The sequence below is a fragment of the Actinoplanes sp. NPDC048988 genome, assembly GCF_043197815.1.
GTDB lineage: Bacteria > Actinomycetota > Actinomycetes > Mycobacteriales > Micromonosporaceae > Actinoplanes.
Genome location: NZ_JBICTW010000001.1, coordinates 255,327 through 271,733, shown reverse-complemented (window position 1 = coordinate 271,733; position 16,407 = coordinate 255,327). Strand labels below are relative to the sequence as shown.

The following is a 16,407-nucleotide window of genomic DNA, read 5'->3' as shown; positions in this document are numbered from 1 at the left end:
TGGACGCATGCTTCTCGACAGAGTCGTGCACTGGAATCTTGATCTCGACGGCGATCTCTACGGCGACGAGCGTGAGCGCTACCGGTGGTATGAGGGCATAGCCACGGCCGCCTCGCTGCAGTGGCTGGCGATCCCGTGGGCCGCGGCCATCATGGTCTGGCCGCTGGGCAAGCCGGCCGTCCTGCCGCTCGCGGTCGTGATGGTCCTGCTTTACGTCCCGATGATGCTCAGCACGCTTTATGTGCGCCACCGCCGGGTTGACACCACCCCCCGCTCCTGGAGCGCCAAGCGGGTGTTCCTGACGGTCGTGAACGGCGCCCCGGCCGCGGTGTTCCTGATCGGCTCGCTCTACGTCTATGACCCTGAGGGGGCCATGTGGCGTGGCGCGGTGTTCGGTGGGGCCTTCGGCGCGGTGGCGACTGCGGTGGCCCAGCTCCTCGAGACCCGCCGCCGGCGGCGCCGTGAGGCGGCTCTGGCTCTGGCGGGGGACGACGACTGATGGCGCCGCCATCCGGTCCGGTGCGCGCGCCGGAGGAGGGCGGCGCGGCGGGCACGCGCATCAGGGCCGCCCGCAAAGAGGCCGGCCTGACCCAGCAGGGGCTCTCCGTGGCCGTCCAGGTGAGCCGGCAGACCATCATTGCGATGGAGACGGGGGACTACGCCCCCTCGGTGTACCTCGCTTTGAAGGTCGCCAAGGCGCTCAACACGTCCGTGGAGCGCCTGTGGGGCGAGGAGGTGCCTGTCCCCACCCCGGCCTGACGCCGAGGCGCCAGCGGGCTCTGAGGGCGAGCATGAAAAGGGGCGCCCCACACCGTGGGCGCCCCTTTTTAGAGTCGTTCGGGGGGATCGGCTCTTTTAGTTGGAGTTAGACATCATGTCGGCGCCGCGCCACGTGAACTCCGGATCGGCCGCGTACTGCACTGCGATCTTCACCAGGTCTTCGGCGTACCGGTTGGCGTGGTGTCCGCAGAACACCAGCTCACCGCCACCAGCCAGGGTCAAACGGAGCTTTCCGGCTGCATTGCAGCGGTCGCACCGTTCATCGGCTGCGGTGCCGGCCAAACTATCCGCCGGCGGCGTGAGAGTCGGGGTCATCGCCTTCCTCCTCTGATCGAACCGATGAACACGTTCCTCGGCTACTGCTCACATCGTGCAACACCCTGCACCGTTGCGGCCTTCCCACTGTGCCCCGGGGGGACCGAGGTCACACGTGCTGGGCTAAGTGTGCCGTGATCCAAGGGTGCCACGTCAACGATCACTTCAACACAACGGTCTGATCACCACCCGTTGATGTACGGGTGGTGACCATTTGGACACGCGCTGTTGACTTGGTGCCCTAGTCCAGGTAGTCGCGGAGAACCTGAGAGCGGGACGGGTGTCGCAATTTCGACATCGTCTTGGACTCGATCTGACGAATCCGCTCACGGGTGACCCCGTACACCTGGCCGATTTCGTCCAGCGTGCGCGGCTGGCCGTCGGTCAGGCCGAAGCGCAGCCGCACGACACCCGCCTCGCGCTCGGAGAGCGTCTGCAGCACCTGCTGGAGCTGGTCCTGGAGCAGCGAGAAGGAGACCGCGTCGACCGCGACGACCGCCTCGGAGTCCTCGATGAAGTCGCCGAGCTGGCTGTCGCCCTCGTCGCCGATCGTCTGGTCGAGGGAGATGGGCTCACGCGCGTACTGCTGGATCTCCAGCACCTTTTCCGGCGTGATGTCCATTTCCTTGGCCAGCTCCTCCGGGGTGGGCTCGCGGCCCAGGTCCTGGAGCAGTTCGCGCTGGATACGGCCGAGCTTGTTGATGACCTCGACCATGTGCACCGGGATACGGATGGTGCGGGCCTGGTCGGCCATCGCGCGGGTGATCGCCTGGCGGATCCACCACGTCGCGTACGTGGAGAACTTGTAGCCCTTGGTGTAGTCGAACTTCTCGACCGCGCGGATCAGCCCCAGGTTGCCCTCCTGGATCAGGTCGAGGAAGGCCATGCCCCGGCCGGTGTAGCGCTTGGCCAGCGAGACCACGAGCCGGAGGTTCGCCTCGAGCAGGTGGTTCTTGGCCCGCTCGCCGTCGCGGCCGATCCAGCGCAGGTCGCGCTCCATGTTGCGCTCGAGCTTCTCCTCGCCCTCGTCGCAGGCGCGCAGGCGCTCGGCGGCGTAGAGGCCGGCCTCGATGCGCTTGGCCAGCTCGACCTCCTGCTCGGCGTTGAGCAGGGGGACCTTGCCGATCTGCTTGAGGTACGCGCGGACGGAGTCGGCCGAGGCGGTGAGCTCGGCGTCACGACGCGCCTGCTTGAGCGCCTCGGACTCCTCGTCGTCCCACTCGAAGTCGCCGTCGGTGGCCGAGCTGGCGGCGTCGGAGGCGGCGGCCGCGACCATGGCGGCCGGCTCCTCGACGACGACGTCCTCGATCTCGGCGGCGAGTTCCTCGGGATCGATCTCCTCGCCGTCGGCGGGACCCTCCTCGCCGGGCGCGGCGGCCTTGGCGGGGGTCGCCTTCTTGCCGGGCACGGCCTTGGCGGGCGCGGCCTTCTTGGCGGCGGCCTTCTTGGCCGGCGCGGCGCCGGCCGGGTCGGCCGCGCCGGCGGCGGCCGGCTGCTTCGGGGCCGGGGCCGGCGCCTTGCGGGCGGGCGCGGCCTTGGCCGTGGTGGCCTTGGAGGCGGGGGTGGCGGAGCGGGCCGCGGCGACCTTGCGGCGGGTGCTGGCCGAACCGTCGACGACGACGGTGATGGCCGCGTCGACGAGACCGCGAAGAATCTTTTTGGCCTGAGCCGGATTCACCCCGGCGGACTCGAGCGTTCGCGCGACCTCGGCCGACGTGATTTGCCCGCCCGCGCCCTGGGCATGAGCGATCAGGGCCTCGGTGAGAGAACGAACGTCGGCACCGTTCTGGTGGGCTTCTGTCACGAAAGACCTTCCGGAGGCGATGAGGTTGAGCACGGCCATGAGCCCAGCACAGCGCACGGCGAGGAGGCTGGCCGGTGTTGGTGTGGGGACCCCCGGGACGCGGCACCTCGATGGTCTTGGTGTCCGCGAAGCGGTGGGCAGGGGTGAATTGTAGCGCCGTCCTGCGAGATCCTCCCGTCGCAGCACGCCGCCAGGGGCCGCCGACCTCGCCGGAGACGCCCGGCGCGAGAATGGTATCGGCGGAAAGGGCGAAAACGTGAGCGAATTTCGGTCGGTATCGACACCGGGCGTTCTGCTGGAGATCGCGGTGGGAGTGGCCCGGGACGCCGCCGCCACGGCGCGGCGGCTGCGGGCCGAGGCCATCGTCGAGGTGGAGACCAAGAGCACGGCCACGGACGTGGTCACGGCGGCCGACAAGGCGGTGGAACGCCAGGTCATCGAGGCTTTGCGGGAGCTACGGCCGGGCGACGGGGTGCTGGGTGAGGAGTACGGCGACGCGGCCGGCGAGGGTGCCGTGCGATGGATCCTCGACCCGATCGACGGCACAGTCAACTACCTGTACGGGCTACCGCAGTACGCCGTCTCCCTCGCGGCCGAGGCCGACGGCGAGATTGTTGCCGGAATCGTGATCAACGCGGCCACCGGGGACGAGTGGACGGCCACCCGAGGCGGCGGCGCCCACCGCGGCGATCGACGCCTGAAAGTTACGGGACCGGCCGAGCTGAGCCAGGCCCTGATCGGCACCGGCTTCGGGTACGACGCGCGGCGACGGGCCCACCAGGGCCGGGTCCTGGCCGAGTTGATCACCCGGGTGCGTGACATCCGCCGGTTCGGCGCGGCGGCGCTCGACCTCTGCGCGGTCGCCGAGGGCACTCTCGACGCGTACTACGAGAAGGGCCTCAACCCGTGGGACCACGCCGCGGGTGGCCTGATCGCCCAGGAGGCCGGCGCGATAGTGGCCGGGCTGCAGGGAGCGCGCCCGGGCCTCGACATGGTCGTGGCGGCCCCACCAGCGATCTTCAACGATCTGCACGACCTGCTGGTGAGGCTCGACGCGTCCGGCGGCGCCTGAGGATCAGGAGTCGTCGGACTTCTTGAGGCAGCCGCCCGGCGGCACCGTCGGCTCGCCCACCTCGACCAGGGACTGGTTGACCTCGGTGGTGGTGGCGAGCTGGCGGAACTCGTTGCCGATCACGATGTCGATGACGGCGCCCTTGCGCTTGGCGTTGTAGGACATCTTCGACTGGGCGAGGAAGTAGGCGCGCAGCAGCTGCGCCTTGCCGACGGTGTCCGGTCCGTACCGGATCTCGGCCACGCCCTTGAACTTGGTCTTGCTCTCGGCCGGTTTCTGGACCGTGAAGCGCCTGTTCTTGAACTCGTTGGTCACGTTGTCGGCCAGGCCCGAGGAGTTCGTGCCGTTGAAGATCTTGACAGTGACCTCGGCCGGGTCGTCGGGCAGCCGCACGTCGACCATCGGCGCTCCCTCGGGGCAGCCGGCCCCGCTCGTGGCTCCCCCTTGGGAGTCCTTGACGAGCGCCACGATGACGAAGACGACCGCGGCCACGGCGAGCACGCCGACGACGACGAGCGCTCGTACGCGCGCAAAACTCATGGGGCTGGCTCCAGAGATCCGGGGGTGTCGCGCCCGCCGGGGTAGGAGCGGGACCTGTCGGAAGGTTAGCGTCTGCCCGCCAGCCACGCGGAAACAGGGAATACTTCCGGCGCGCCGACGATGATCGAGACGCTTGTACCCCTACCTTGATGTCGCCTCGGTCACATCGGGAACAATGGCGTGCCCGTGCGCGTACAACTCTGCCGCAGTAGCGGTAAGGTTCCGCGCTCGCCGGGGCAGATTCGAGTGTTGGGGGCAGTGTCAGAAATCGTCCGGCGGAACCGGGAACCGAAACAACGTCCTTGACGTTACTAACGCCAAGTGACACATCGATACAGGAGAGTGAAAACCGATGGCCACCGACTACGACGCCCCGCGTCGCGATGAGGTCGACCTCGGCGAGGACAGCCTCGAGGAGCTGAAGTCCCGCCGCGCCGACTCGCAGTCGGGCGCAGTGGACGTCGACGAGGTCGAGGTGGCGGAGAGCTTCGAGCTTCCCGGCGCCGACCTTGCCGACGAGGAGCTCACCGTCAAGGTTCTGCCGATGCAGACCGACGAGTTCCGCTGTGCCCGCTGCTTCCTCGTGCACCACCGCAGCCAGCTGGCGACGGAGCGCAACGGGGAACTGATCTGCCGCGAGTGTGCCTGACCCGGCACTCGCGCGCAGCGCGTCACACCCGTCCGCACGGAAGCGGTCGGGATTGAGGCCGTTGCCCGGTTTGACGGGGGGTCGACACCGGGCATCACGATGACATCAGCAGCCTCGGCCGATGACGGGAGGACGACGATGAGCTCCGAGCAGTCCGTACCGGACGTTGCGAAGGACATAGCGAACGATCCCGTGGAGACGCCGGCGCAGACGGCCGCCGATGTCGAACTCAGCAAGACTGTCGCCGCACTGACCGCCGACGATCTGGAGCCCGAGGGGCGGAGGCAACTCCTCGGCAGGCTCGTCGGCGACGTGCGGCGGCGTGGACTGGGCCAGGTCTTCCGGCCCAAGGCCGCCATCCGGTGGATGGCGGACGTGGTCGCCGACGTCGCCCCGCACGTTCCCGTGCGCGATCAGGCGACCCTGCGGCGGCACTTCCCGGGCCTGAGCGACGACGACCTGGCCGATCGCCTGATCCGCAACGCGCAGCGCACCACGGCCAGCGTGGGCGCGGCCGGCGGCGGCGTCGCCGCGGTGGAGTGGGTGGCCGTGCCGACCCTGCTCTCCGCCCCGGTGCTGCTGGCGGCCGAGACGGTCGCCGTGGTGGCGATCGAGATGAAGCTGATCGGTGAGCTCCACGAGATCTACGGGCAGCCCGTGCCCGGCACGATGGGGCAGAAAGCCGTGTCACTCGTGCAGGCGTGGACCGATCAGCGCGGCGTGAACCCGCTGGTGCCCGGCGTCGGCGTGGCCACCGTGCTCGGCACGGCCGCCCGCCGCGACCTCCAGCAGAGCCTGCTCAAGCGCTTCGGGCGCCATCTGACGATGTTCGGCCCGTTCCTGACCGGCGCCGCGGTGGCGGGCTACCTGAACCGCCGGGCGACCAAGAACCTCGGCGAGCACGTACAGAAAGATCTTCAGAAGAAGAGCCGCAAGATCATTGATGCGGCCTAGGAGCGGGCCGCCAGCAGAGCGGTGGCCAGCTCGACCGGGTGCCGGGTACTGATCACCCAGTAGGGCGTCGGGTCGTCCGGGTCGTCGAGCAGCACCTGCACGGCCGGGCCGATCCACGGCCGCTGGATCACGAAGGCGAGCGGGTGGGCGCCGATGCCCAGCGCCTCGCGCTTGCCCTCCAGGTCGAGCGCGACCACGTCGCCGATGAACCGCACCGGCAGCCGCGCGTCGTCCACCCGGAGCTCGCCGTCGGTCACCTCGACCTTGATCCGCCCGATCCAGGCCAGGACGGCGAGGGTGGCCGGGGTCAGCACCGCGAAGGGCACCCAGAGGGGGAGCGTGGGGAAACCGATGGTGAGCTCCACGCCGAGGATCACCACGACCAGCAGGCCGATGGGCCACATCCACCATCGGAGCGTGAGCCGCTCTCGGTAACTGGTGGGTGCGGTGGTGCGCGCGGGAGACTCCGGTGTCACCCTGGAAGGGTACGGCGCGCCTCCGCGACCGGGCACGGCAGGATGGCAGGGTGGGTGCCGCTTGGCCGACGCCGCACGAGTGAGGAACCTCTGAGTTGAGCGATGTAGTCATCCGGATCCGCCGGATCGACCCCGACCTGCCGCTGCCGGCCTACGCGCATCCCGGTGACGCCGGGGCCGACCTGGTCGCCGCCGAGGACGCCGAGCTCGCACCCGGAGCGCGGCAGGCGATCCGTACCGGTATCGCCGTGGCCATCCCGGAGGGCTACGTGGGCCTGGTCCACCCCCGCTCGGGTCTGGCCGCACGCCTCGGTGTCACGGTCCTGAACGCGCCCGGTACGGTCGACGCCGGCTACCGCGGTGAAGTTCTGGTGATCCTGGTCAACCACGACCGGCACACGCCGGTCAAGATCTCCCGCGGCGACCGCATCGCCCAACTGGTCGTCCAGCGGGTCGAGCGAGCCGCGTTCCACGAGGTCGAGGAGCTCGACGACACCGCGCGCGGTGCCGGCGGGCACGGCTCGACCGGTGGGCACTCAGGTTTGAAGACGGAAGGTGGCAGTGATGTTCTCGCGTAAGCGCGGCGGCCCCAAGCATGTGCGTGCGACCGACGCGCCGCCCTCGGAGGCGCTCGCCCAGAGCCTCGCCGCGGACGACGAGCCGGTGGCGCCCGAGCGCGGCCCCTGGGACGAGAAGTACGCCCCCGAGGGCGTGCAGCGGCTCGACCTGGGCAGCCTGCTGATCCCGGCCGTCGACGGCGTCGAGGTGCGGGTGCAGGCCAACCCGGACGGCGCGGTCGAGCAGATCGTGCTGGTCGACGGCGAGAGCGCCCTTCAGCTCGGCGTGTTCGCGGCGCCCCGCAGCGAGGGCATCTGGGACGAGGTCCGCGAGGAGATCGCCCAGGCCATGGCCTCCGACGGCGTGTCGCCGCGGGAGATCGCCGGTCCGTACGGCGTCGAGCTGGCGGCCCGGGTCAACACCCCGGAGGGGCCGGCCGACGTCCGGTTCGTCGGGGTCGACGGCCCGCGCTGGATGGTCCGGGCGCTGTACCAGGGCGCGGCCGCGGCCGACCCGTCCCGCGAGGGCCGGCTCGGCGAGGTGCTGACCGGTCTGGTGGTCGTCCGTGACTCCGAAGCCCGTCCCGTGCGCGAGGCGCTGCCGCTGCGCCTGCCCAAGGAGATGACCGAGCAGGCCGCCGCCGAGGCGGAGGGTGCTCAGGCGAACGGGCACCAGCCGCAGTAGGGCTCGTGACGGGGATCACCAGAGGCGTACGGTGTAACTCATGAGTAGTACGGACGAGCGCACGGGCCTGCGCAAGTTCTTCGACCGGCTGACGGCCACCGACTCGGAACTCGACGCGCGCGACCTCCAGCGGGAGGTGGCCAAGTGCGGGGCCATGCCGGCCGGCCAGTGCAGCCGGGGCCAGGTCGTCTCCGTGAACGGCCGGTTGCGGACGGTGGCGTACACTCCCCGCACCAACCTGCCGACGCTCGAGGCCGACCTTTGGGACGGTAGCGACGTGGTTACGCTGGTCTTCCTGGGCCGGCGCTCCATCGCGGGCATCGAGCCCGGGCGTCAGCTCACCGCGCGCGGGCGCATCGCGATCCGCGACGACCGCAAGGTGATCTACAACCCGTACTACGAGCTGGAGGCGCCCCGGTGAGTGGCAGCGAGCCGCGACACGCCGCGAACGAAACCGTGGAGGAGCGGCTCGCCGAGGAGGTCGTCGAGGAGCTCGACCTCCACCCGGTCAAGGAGCCGGAGGACGAGCCCCTCCCCTCGATGAGCGAGCAGATCGCCGAGCAGCTCGGCGGTGTCCGCGGGCTGATCGAGTCGAGCCTGCCGGTCTTCGCCTTCGTGATCCTCAACGTGGTCCTCGGCGACGCCGTCGTGGGCCTTGAGAAGCGCACAGCGCTCTACTGGGCGATCGCCGGCGCCGTCCTCTCGGCGGTGGGCATCGGGGCGTACCGGCTGATCCGGAAAGAGCCCGTGCGCCATGCGGTGAACGGACTGTTCGGCATCGCGATCGGCGCCTTCCTGGCCTACCGCACGGGCAAGGCGGAGAACTTCTACCTGCCCGGCATCCTGCTCACCTTCGGGCAGGCGGCGGTGCTGCTGCTCTCGGTGTTCGTGCGCAAGCCCTTGATCGGCTACGCCTGGGGCATCATGGCCAACAAGGGCCAGCAGAACTGGTTCGGCAACCAGCGGCTGTTCCGGACGTTCCAGTGGCTCACCCTGGTCTGGGTGGTCTCGCTCTGCATCCGGGCCGGCATCCAGTACTACCTGTGGGCGCAGGGCGAGGCGAACGCCCTCGGCATCGTCCGCATCCTGATCAGCTGGCCGATCTACGCCGCCACGTTCGCCTTCTCGGCCTGGGCCATCCACCGCGTGACGAGCGCCGGCAAGGCGCCGGCCGCCTAGCGCCGGGCCGCGGCTATTCCTTCTCGCGTGGCCAGATGGCGACGGCGACCAGGACGGCCGCCCAGACACCGACCGGAACGGCGGGCCAGTACCGCTCGAGGTCGCCGTCGCGAATGCTCTGGGCCGCCCAGATCGCATTCATGATCACCGCGCCGCCGAGCCAGTACCGCCACTCGGCCAGCCATTCGCCACGTTCGCGCCGCCGTCGTTCGGCTTCGCGCCGCCGGGCCGGGACGGGCAGGTCCGCCGTCAGGGCGCTGAGCTCGCCGATCGTCGTGGCCCGGGCCGCGAGGGCGGACCGCCGGTCGAACTCGGCGAGGTCGATCCGGCCCTCGCCCAAAGACGACGCCAGATGCTCGGATGTCGTTTCCCGATCGGTGTCGGCGGCTCGTGAGTTCTGGTCCATCGCATCCCCTAAGTTGAGGATACGATCGTATCCTAAAGGAGCTCCATGCCGAAAGTCGTGGATCGCGACGCGGAACGCCGCATCATCGGCGCTGCGCTGCTGAGCGTGCTGGCCGAGCGGGGAGTCGAGGAGGTCAGCGTTCGCACCGTCGCTGCCCGGGCGGGCCGGTCGCCGGGAGCGGTCCAGAAATACTTCCGGACCAAGGAGGAGATGCTGTCGGTGGCGCTCGACGTCGCCGGGGAGCGGACCGAGCGGCGGATGCGCGACGTCGACCGGTCCGGCGCGTCGCGTGAGGTGCTGCGGCGGCTGGTCGTCGCGACACTGCCGCTGGACGCCGAGCGGCGCTCCGAGGCCATCGTATGGAACGCGTTCGCGGCCATGGCCGTCCGCCACCCGCCGTTCGCCGAGGTGCTGCACGAGATCGACCGGGCGGTCACGGCCGATCTGGTGCGCTGGCTGGAGGCCGGCCGGGCCGACGGCACCATCGTGCTGCGCGGAAAGGCGACGGAGATCGCGGACGCCGTCGTGGCGATCTCGGACGGTATCGCCGACCGGCTGCTCTACCACCCGGAGGCCGCGGACAGCCTGCTCGCGGCGCTCGACGCGGCCCTGGCTGTGCTGCTGCCGGCGCCCTAGCCGAGCTCGCGGCCCTCGCTGCCGAGAACGACGGCGCGGATCTGTTCCTCCACCTCGGTGGTGCAGACGAAGATCAGCTCGTCGCCGGCCTCGAGCGGGTCGTCGCCGGTCGGCACCATCACGCGCTTGCCACGCAGGATCGCCACCAGCGCCGAGTCGCGGGGCAGGGGCACCGAGCGGACCGGCTGACCCTCGTACGGCGCGTTGCGCGGCAGGGTGATCTCGACCAGGTTCGCCTCGCCCTGGCGGAAGGTCATCAGCCGTACGAGATCGCCGACCGTGACCGCCTCCTCGACCAGGGCGGCCATCAGCCGGGGCTTGCTCACCGCGACGTCGACGCCCCACTGCTCGTTGAACAGCCACTCGTTCTCGGCCCGGTTGACCCGGGCCACCACCCGCGGCACCGCGAACTCGGTCTTGGCCAGCAGCGACACGACCAGGTTGGCCTTGTCGTCGCCGGTCGCCGCCACCACCACGTCGCACGAGGCCACGTCGGCCTCCTCGAGGCTGCTCAACTCGCAGGCGTCGGCCAGCACCCAGTCGGCCTCGGGCACCCGCTCCGGGCGCAGCTGGCGCGGCTGCCGCTCGATCAGCATGACCCGGTGGCCGTTGCCGATCAGCTCCTGGGCGATCGACCGGCCGACGTTGCCGGCTCCCGCGATGGCGATCCGCATGGTCAGTGCCCTTCCTTGCCGGCGCCGGAGGCGATGTCCAGCACCGTCGCCACGGTCTCGTCGGTGACGAGCATGAAGACCTGGTCGCCGTCCTGGATCACGGTGGACGGCGTGCCGAGCGTGCCCATGCCGAAACGCATCAGGTACGCCACCCGGGCCCCGGTGCGCTCCTCCAGCGCCCTCAGTGTGCGCCCCACCCAGTCGCGGTGCAGCGGGGCCTCGACGATCGAGACCACGCTGGTCGGGTCGCGGAACACCTCGACCGTGCCCTCGGGCACCAGGTGGCGCATCATCCGGTCGGCGGCCCAGCGGATCGTGGCCACGGTCGGGATGCCGAGTCGCTCGTACACCTGGGCCCGCCGCTGGTCGTAGATGCGGGCGACCACGCGGGTCACGCCGAACGTCTCGCGGGCCAGCCGGGCCGAGATGATGTTGGAGTTGTCGCCGCTGGAGACGGCGGCGAAGGCGTCGGCACGCTCGATGCCGGCCTCGCGCATCACGTCGCGGTCGAAGCCGATGCCGGTCACCGTGACCCCGCCGAAGTCGGCGCCGAGCCGGCGGAACGCGTCGGAGTTCTGGTCGATCACCGCCACCGAATGGCCGCGGGCTTCGAGGTTCTGGGCGAGCGTCGACCCGAGCCGCCCACATCCCATGATGACCACGTGCATCCGATGAGGGTCGCATGCGCCTCCCAGAGGCGGCAGGCGGGGCGGGGTCCGTACGCTAGGCACTCGTGGCAAGTACGACCTCTCTCGCCAAGCGGCTGCTGTTGGGCCGGCCGTTCCGCTCCGACAAGCTGCAGCACACGCTGCTGCCCAAGCGGATCGCCCTGCCCGTCTTCGCCAGCGACGCGCTGTCGAGCGTGGCCTACGCCCCCGACGAGATCCTGCTGACCCTCTCCATCGCCGGCGCCGGCGCCTTCTACATCTCCCCGTGGATCACGCTCGCCGTCGCGGTCGTGATGGTCACGGTGGTCGCCAGTTACCGGCAGAACGTCTACGCCTACCCGTCCGGCGGCGGCGACTACGAGGTGGCCACGGTCAACCTCGGGCCGCGGGCCGGTCTCAGCGTGGGCAGCGCCCTGCTGGTCGACTACATCCTCACCGTGGCGGTGTCGACCGCGTCCGGCGTCAACAACCTGGGCTCGGTGGTGCCGTTCGTCGCCGAGCACAAGGTCGCCTTCGCGATCGGCGCCATCGCCATCCTGACCGCGCTCAACCTGCGCGGGCTGCGGGAGTCGGGCACTGCTTTCGCCGTACCCACCTATCTGTTCATCATCGTGATCGTCGGGATGATCCTCACCGGGCTCTTCCGCGTCTTCGTGCTCGGCCAGGACCTGCAGGCGCCCAGCGCCAATCTGGTGATCGCGGCCGAGGAGGACCACCTCACCAGCTTCGGCTTCGCCTATCTGCTGTTGCGGACGTTCTCGTCGGGCTGTGCGGCCCTGACCGGTGTCGAGGCCATCTCCAACGGGGTGCCCGCCTTCAAGCCGCCGAAGAGCAAGAACGCGGCGACCACGCTGATGCTGCTCGGCGGCATCGCCATCGTCATGCTGGTCGGCATCGTGCTGCTGGCCCGGGTCACCCACCTGCAGTACGTCGAGGACCCCAGCCTGCAGATCCTCTCGGCGCCCGACGGATACGTGCAGAAGACGGTCACCGCCCAGCTCGCCGAGACGGTCTTCGGCAACGGCTTCCTGCTGTACGTGGTCGGCGCGGTCACCGCCCTCATCCTGTTCCTGGCGGCCAACACCGCGTTCAACGGCTTCCCGGTGCTCGGCTCGATCCTGGCCCAGGACCGCTACCTGCCCCGCCAGTTCCACACCCGGGGCGACCGGCTGGCCTTCTCCAACGGCATCGTCTTCCTCGCCATCGCGGCGATGGTGCTGGTGGTGGCGTTCCAGGCCGAGGTCACCCGGCTCATCCAGCTCTACATCGTCGGCGTGTTCGTGTCGTTCACGCTGTCGCAGGGCGGCATGATCCGGCACTGGAACCGCCTGCTGCGCACGCAGCGCGACCCCGAGAAACGCCGGCAGATGATCCGCTCCCGGGCCATCAACGCGTTCGGCATGTGCCTCACCGGCGCCGTCCTGATCATCGTGCTGATCACGAAGTTCCTGCTCGGCGCGTGGATCGCGATCGCCGCCATGGTCGTCATCTACGGGCTCATGCTGGCCATCCGCAAGCACTACAACCGGGTGGCCCAGGAGCTGGAGCCGACCGAGGAGCGCCCGATCTTGCCGTCCCGCAACCACGCGGTCGTCCTGGTCAGCAAGGTCCACCAACCGACCCTGCGGGCGGTGGCGTACGCGCAGGCGACCCGGCCCGACTCGCTCACCGCGGTCACGGTGAACGTCGACGACAAGGACACCCGGCACATTCAGGACGAGTGGGAGCGCCGGCAGATCCCCGTCCCGCTCACGGTGGTCGACTCGCCGTACCGCGAGATCACCCGCCCGATCATCGACTTCGTCAAGGGCATCCGGCGCGGTTCCCCGCGCGACGTGGTGACGGTCTTCGTTCCCGAGTACGTGGTGGGCCGCTGGTGGGAGAACCTGTTGCACAACCAGAGCGCCCTGCGCATCAAGGGCCGCCTGCTGTTCGAACCCGGCGTGATGGTCACCAGCGTGCCGTGGCAGTTGCGGTCCAGCCAGGATCGCGACCTCGACCGGATGGACCGGGGCCTGGTCCGGGCGCCGGCCCGGGGACCGCGTACCCGTGCCGCCTCGTCCGTGGAGCCGACCGATGAACAATGATCCTGATCTGGTCCAGGGTGACCGCGTCGAGCTGACGGTGGGTGCTCCCGCGCACGGTGGGCACTGCGTGGCGCGCCTCGGCGGCCCGCACGGGCGTGTCGTGTTCGTCCGCCACGCGCTGCCGGGTGAGCGGGTCACGGCGGAGATCACGGAGCTGCACAAGGGCTTTCTGCGGGCCGACGCGGTCGAGATCCATGAGGCCTCGCCCGACCGCGTGACGCCGCCGTGCCCGTACGCGCATCCCGGTGGGTGCGGTGGCTGTGATCTGCAGCACGCCTCGGGCGGCGCCCAGCTGGGCTGGAAGACGGCCGTAGTGCGGGAACAGCTTTCGCGGTTGGCGGGCATCACTCATTCCGTACGGGTGGAGGCGCTCCCCGCCGCTGGGTCGCCCCTCCTTGACTGGCGCACCCGGGTGCGCTACGCCGTTGACGCGCTCGGCCGTCCGGGGCTGCTGAAGCACCGGTCGCACGAGGTGGTGCCGATCGACCGGTGCCGGATCGCGCATCCGGCGATTCAGGAGCTCGACCTGCTGCAGCTCGACTGGCCGGACGCCGACGCCCTGGAGGCGGTGGCCACCAGCGGCGGTGACGTGGCCGTGCTGGCCCGCCGCGGCAGTGCGCCCAGCGACGACCCGACCGAGGCGCCGTCCGGCTTCCGGACCCAGCTGCGGGGCCCGGCCGAGGTCACGGAGCGGGCCGCCGGGCGTACCTGGTCAATTCCGCCCTCGGGCTTCTGGCAGGTCCACCCGCTGGCGGCGGACACGCTCGTCGCCACGGTCCTGGAGATGCTGAAGCCGGTCGAGGGGGAGGTCTCGTGGGACCTGTACGGGGGTGCCGGGCTGTTCGCGGCGGCGGTCGCCACCCGTACGAAAGCCCGGACGACCGTCGTCGAAGCGTCCCCCACCGGCGTCGCCGCGGCCCGGGCCAACCTGGCCGACCTGCCCGGCGCCGAAGTCGTCGAGGCCCGGGTCGACTACGCCCTGAGCCGCCGCCGGGTCACCGGGCCGGTCGACCTGGTCGTGCTCGACCCGCCCCGGGCCGGCGCCGGAGCCAAGGTGGTGAAGGCGGTGGCGGCGGCCCGGCCCCGAGCCGTGGCGTACGTGTCCTGCGATCCGGCGTCGCTGGCCCGGGACATCGGGACGTTTCGTTCGCTCGGCTGGGAACTGGCGGATCTGCGGGCGTTCGACTGCTTCCCGATGACCCAGCACGTGGAGTGCGTAGCGCTGCTGACGCCCTGAAGTTACCGTGTGGTAACCATCCCGCCCGGTGACTTCCGAGGAGTTCACATGAGCACGTTCACCAGCCGTGAGATCCGGCTTGCCGCCCGCCCCCAAGGCTGGCCCGGCGACGACACGTTCGAGGTCGCCGAGGTCACGGTGGGCGCTCCGGCGGACGGGCAGGTGGTCGTCCGGAACCTGTTCATGTCGGTCGACCCGTACATGCGGGGCCGGATGAACGACGTGAAGTCGTACACGCCGCCGTTCCAGGTCGGCGAGCCGCTGGACGGCTCGGCGGTGGGCGAGGTGGTGGCCTCGGCGTCGCCCACGGTGCCGGTCGGCGCCACGGTCCTGCACGGTCTGGGCTGGCGCGAGTACGCGACGGTGGACGCGGCGAAGGTCCGCGCGGTCGACCCGGCGGCGGCCCCCACGCTGTCGGCGTACCTGGGCGTACTGGGCATGACAGGGTTGACGGCGTACGTGGGCCTGCTGGACATCGCCCAGTTCAAGGAGGGCGACACGGTCTTCGTCTCGGGCGCGGCCGGCGCCGTGGGCAGCATCGCCGGCCAGATCGCGAAGATCCGCGGCGCCAAGCGGGTCATCGGCAGCGCCGGCTCCGCCGCCAAGGTCACCCACCTCACGGAGGAGCTGGGCTTCGACGCGGCCTTCAACTACCGCGACGCTCCCGTCCGCAAGCAGCTGCGCGAGGCGGCCCCCGACGGCATCGACGTGTACTTCGACAACGTGGGCGGCGACCACTTGGAGGCCGCCATCAGCAGCTTGAACAAGTACGGCCGGGTCGCCTTGTGCGGCGCGATCGCCCACTACAACGACACGGAGCCACCCGCCGCCCCGCGCAACTTGTCGGCCGTGATCGGCAAGGAGCTCAACTTGCGCGGCTACATCGTCACCAACCACGGCGCGCGCATGCCCGCTTTCGCCGCGGACATGACAACGTGGCTGCGCGAAGGCAAAGTCACATGGCAGGAGACCATCGTCGAGGGCGGCATCGAGGCGGCCCCGAGCGCTTTCCTGGGCCTCCTGCGCGGCGCCAATACGGGCAAGATGGTCGTCCGCCTTTAGCGTCCACTTATCCACAGGAGTGTTGGTTGTCCACAGCCCTCCGGAATTGAAGTGCTCGCGCCGTTAATATAGAGAGACCGCCCTCCTTCGCGCATTCGAAAGAAGTAACGAAGGGGGGTGAGTGGTCTCGGGTTTCTCGGCAGACGACTATTCTTGAATCGAGCGGTCGAATTGAACCCGGCTTCCGGCGTGCAAGGCCGCGCTGACGGGTGTGGCCGCGCTGAGCAAGACCTTCGTCTGGCTCGGGCGGCGGCGCTGAGCAGGACCTTCGTCTGGGCTCGGGCGGCGGCGCTGAGCAGGACCTTCGTCTGGCTCGGGCGGCGGCGCTGAGCAGGACCTTCGTCTGGGCTCGGGCGGCGGCGCTGAGCAGGACCTTCGTCTGGCTCGGGCGGCGGCGCTGAGCAAGACCTCCGTCCGGGCTCAGGCGGCCGCGCTGGTGACGGCCGTTGGGCAGACATCGGCTGTTTGGCTCGGCGCGGTGGCCGGAGCCGGAGGCGTTGCTGTGCTGGTGGCGGCCGCTGTGCTGATATCGGCTGTTTGGCTCGGCGCGGTGGCCGGAGCCGGAGGCGTTGCTGTGCTGGTGGCGGCCGCTGTGCTGATATCGGCTGTTTGGCTCGGCGCGGTAG

At 70.2% G+C, this 16,407-nt stretch carries 20 protein-coding genes; 13 read left to right on the top strand and 7 right to left on the bottom strand.

The genetic code is table 11. The features are described from left to right. The first annotated feature begins 7 nt into the window (after positions 1 to 7). Together ACGFJ7_RS01335 and ACGFJ7_RS01330 are read left to right on the top strand one after the other, a co-directional pair. A complete protein-coding gene (locus ACGFJ7_RS01335) occupies positions 8 to 499 on the top strand; it encodes a hypothetical protein (RefSeq protein WP_360241556.1) in 492 nt (163 codons plus the stop codon). Then, the gene (locus ACGFJ7_RS01330) at positions 499 to 759 is read left to right on the top strand and encodes a helix-turn-helix transcriptional regulator (RefSeq protein ID WP_392640129.1); all 261 of its coding nucleotides are present in this window, start codon (positions 499 to 501) and stop codon (positions 757 to 759) included. The genes ACGFJ7_RS01335 and ACGFJ7_RS01330 overlap by 1 nt, the downstream gene beginning before the upstream one ends. 96 nt (positions 760 to 855) lie before the next feature. Here the strand turns inward: ACGFJ7_RS01330 and ACGFJ7_RS01325 are convergent, their stop codons facing one another. After that, on the bottom strand, positions 856 to 1,095 hold the full coding sequence (locus ACGFJ7_RS01325) for a hypothetical protein (protein WP_097318633.1): 240 nt from the start codon (positions 1,093 to 1,095) through the stop codon (positions 856 to 858). A gap of 241 nt (positions 1,096 to 1,336) precedes the next feature. Further along, positions 1,337 to 2,899 (bottom strand): RNA polymerase sigma factor, encoded by a 1,563-nt coding sequence (locus ACGFJ7_RS01320; RefSeq protein WP_360243527.1) that lies wholly within the window; start codon positions 2,897 to 2,899, stop codon positions 1,337 to 1,339. Between the two features lie 256 nt (positions 2,900 to 3,155). On the opposite strand from ACGFJ7_RS01320, the gene ACGFJ7_RS01315 reads away from it, so the two are divergent. Further along, the gene (locus tag ACGFJ7_RS01315) at positions 3,156 to 3,971 is read left to right on the top strand and encodes an inositol monophosphatase family protein (RefSeq protein WP_360241550.1); all 816 of its coding nucleotides are present in this window, start codon (positions 3,156 to 3,158) and stop codon (positions 3,969 to 3,971) included. 3 nt (positions 3,972 to 3,974) lie between these two features. Here the strand turns inward: ACGFJ7_RS01315 and ACGFJ7_RS01310 are convergent, their stop codons facing one another. Beyond that, a complete protein-coding gene (locus ACGFJ7_RS01310; protein ID WP_360241546.1) occupies positions 3,975 to 4,511 on the bottom strand; it encodes a LytR C-terminal domain-containing protein in 537 nt (178 codons plus the stop codon). Positions 4,512 to 4,863: 352 nt separating this feature from the next. Between ACGFJ7_RS01310 and ACGFJ7_RS01305 the strand changes: the two genes are divergently transcribed. Both ACGFJ7_RS01305 and ACGFJ7_RS01300 read left to right on the top strand, forming a co-directional pair. After that, a complete protein-coding gene (locus tag ACGFJ7_RS01305; RefSeq protein ID WP_097322121.1) occupies positions 4,864 to 5,160 on the top strand; it encodes a DUF4193 domain-containing protein in 297 nt (98 codons plus the stop codon). A gap of 138 nt (positions 5,161 to 5,298) precedes the next feature. Beyond that, positions 5,299 to 6,114 (top strand): hypothetical protein, encoded by an 816-nt coding sequence (locus tag ACGFJ7_RS01300; RefSeq protein ID WP_360241542.1) that lies wholly within the window; start codon positions 5,299 to 5,301, stop codon positions 6,112 to 6,114. Here the strand turns inward: ACGFJ7_RS01300 and ACGFJ7_RS01295 are convergent. Next, positions 6,111 to 6,590 carry a DUF3093 domain-containing protein gene (locus ACGFJ7_RS01295; protein WP_360241539.1) on the bottom strand — a complete coding sequence of 160 codons (480 nt, stop codon included), beginning with the start codon at positions 6,588 to 6,590 and terminating at the stop codon, positions 6,111 to 6,113. The genes ACGFJ7_RS01300 and ACGFJ7_RS01295 overlap by 4 nt on opposite strands. Positions 6,591 to 6,685: 95 nt before the next feature. Here ACGFJ7_RS01295 and dut point away from each other — a divergent pair, with 95 nt between their 5' ends. The 4 genes from dut to ACGFJ7_RS01275 are packed head-to-tail and all read left to right on the top strand — an operon-like array spanning position 6,686 to position 9,011. Then, a complete protein-coding gene (dut, locus tag ACGFJ7_RS01290; RefSeq protein WP_360241536.1) occupies positions 6,686 to 7,168 on the top strand; it encodes a dUTP diphosphatase in 483 nt (160 codons plus the stop codon). Beyond that, entirely contained in the window at positions 7,155 to 7,832 is a 678-nt protein-coding gene (locus tag ACGFJ7_RS01285) for a DUF3710 domain-containing protein (protein WP_360241534.1), read from the top strand. Before dut ends, ACGFJ7_RS01285 begins: the two co-directional genes overlap by 14 nt. A gap of 40 nt (positions 7,833 to 7,872) precedes the next feature. Next, entirely contained in the window at positions 7,873 to 8,253 is a 381-nt protein-coding gene (locus ACGFJ7_RS01280; RefSeq protein WP_097322126.1) for an OB-fold nucleic acid binding domain-containing protein, read from the top strand. After that, the gene (locus tag ACGFJ7_RS01275) at positions 8,250 to 9,011 is read left to right on the top strand and encodes a DUF3159 domain-containing protein (protein ID WP_360241529.1); all 762 of its coding nucleotides are present in this window, start codon (positions 8,250 to 8,252) and stop codon (positions 9,009 to 9,011) included. The genes ACGFJ7_RS01280 and ACGFJ7_RS01275 overlap by 4 nt, the downstream gene beginning before the upstream one ends. Before the next feature lie 13 nt (positions 9,012 to 9,024). Here ACGFJ7_RS01275 and ACGFJ7_RS01270 read toward each other — a convergent pair whose 3' ends face one another. After that, positions 9,025 to 9,417, bottom strand: a complete 393-nt coding sequence (locus ACGFJ7_RS01270; protein ID WP_360241526.1) for a DUF1707 domain-containing protein — start codon at positions 9,415 to 9,417, stop codon at positions 9,025 to 9,027. A 45-nt stretch (positions 9,418 to 9,462) separates the two neighbouring features. Between ACGFJ7_RS01270 and ACGFJ7_RS01265 the strand changes: the two genes are divergently transcribed. Further along, on the top strand, positions 9,463 to 10,053 hold the full coding sequence (locus ACGFJ7_RS01265) for a TetR/AcrR family transcriptional regulator (RefSeq protein WP_360241523.1): 591 nt from the start codon (positions 9,463 to 9,465) through the stop codon (positions 10,051 to 10,053). Here ACGFJ7_RS01265 and ACGFJ7_RS01260 read toward each other — a convergent pair. Then, on the bottom strand, positions 10,050 to 10,727 hold the full coding sequence (locus ACGFJ7_RS01260) for a TrkA family potassium uptake protein (protein WP_360241520.1): 678 nt from the start codon (positions 10,725 to 10,727) through the stop codon (positions 10,050 to 10,052). The two genes, ACGFJ7_RS01265 and ACGFJ7_RS01260, sit on opposite strands and share 4 nt — an antisense overlap. A 2-nt stretch (positions 10,728 to 10,729) precedes the next feature. Continuing rightward, positions 10,730 to 11,395, bottom strand: a complete 666-nt coding sequence (locus ACGFJ7_RS01255; RefSeq protein ID WP_360241517.1) for a TrkA family potassium uptake protein — start codon at positions 11,393 to 11,395, stop codon at positions 10,730 to 10,732. Positions 11,396 to 11,460: 65 nt separating this feature from the next. Here ACGFJ7_RS01255 and ACGFJ7_RS01250 point away from each other — a divergent pair, with 65 nt between their 5' ends. From ACGFJ7_RS01250 to ACGFJ7_RS01240, 3 genes are read left to right on the top strand one after another with little or no spacing between them, the layout of a single operon-like run. Beyond that, positions 11,461 to 13,482 (top strand): APC family permease, encoded by a 2,022-nt coding sequence (locus tag ACGFJ7_RS01250; protein WP_360241514.1) that lies wholly within the window; start codon positions 11,461 to 11,463, stop codon positions 13,480 to 13,482. Beyond that, a complete protein-coding gene (locus ACGFJ7_RS01245) occupies positions 13,472 to 14,719 on the top strand; it encodes a class I SAM-dependent RNA methyltransferase (RefSeq protein WP_392640117.1) in 1,248 nt (415 codons plus the stop codon). The genes ACGFJ7_RS01250 and ACGFJ7_RS01245 overlap by 11 nt, the downstream gene beginning before the upstream one ends. A 48-nt stretch (positions 14,720 to 14,767) precedes the next feature. After that, on the top strand, positions 14,768 to 15,781 hold the full coding sequence (locus tag ACGFJ7_RS01240; RefSeq protein WP_392640114.1) for an NADP-dependent oxidoreductase: 1,014 nt from the start codon (positions 14,768 to 14,770) through the stop codon (positions 15,779 to 15,781). Positions 15,782 to 16,407 lie beyond the last annotated feature (626 nt).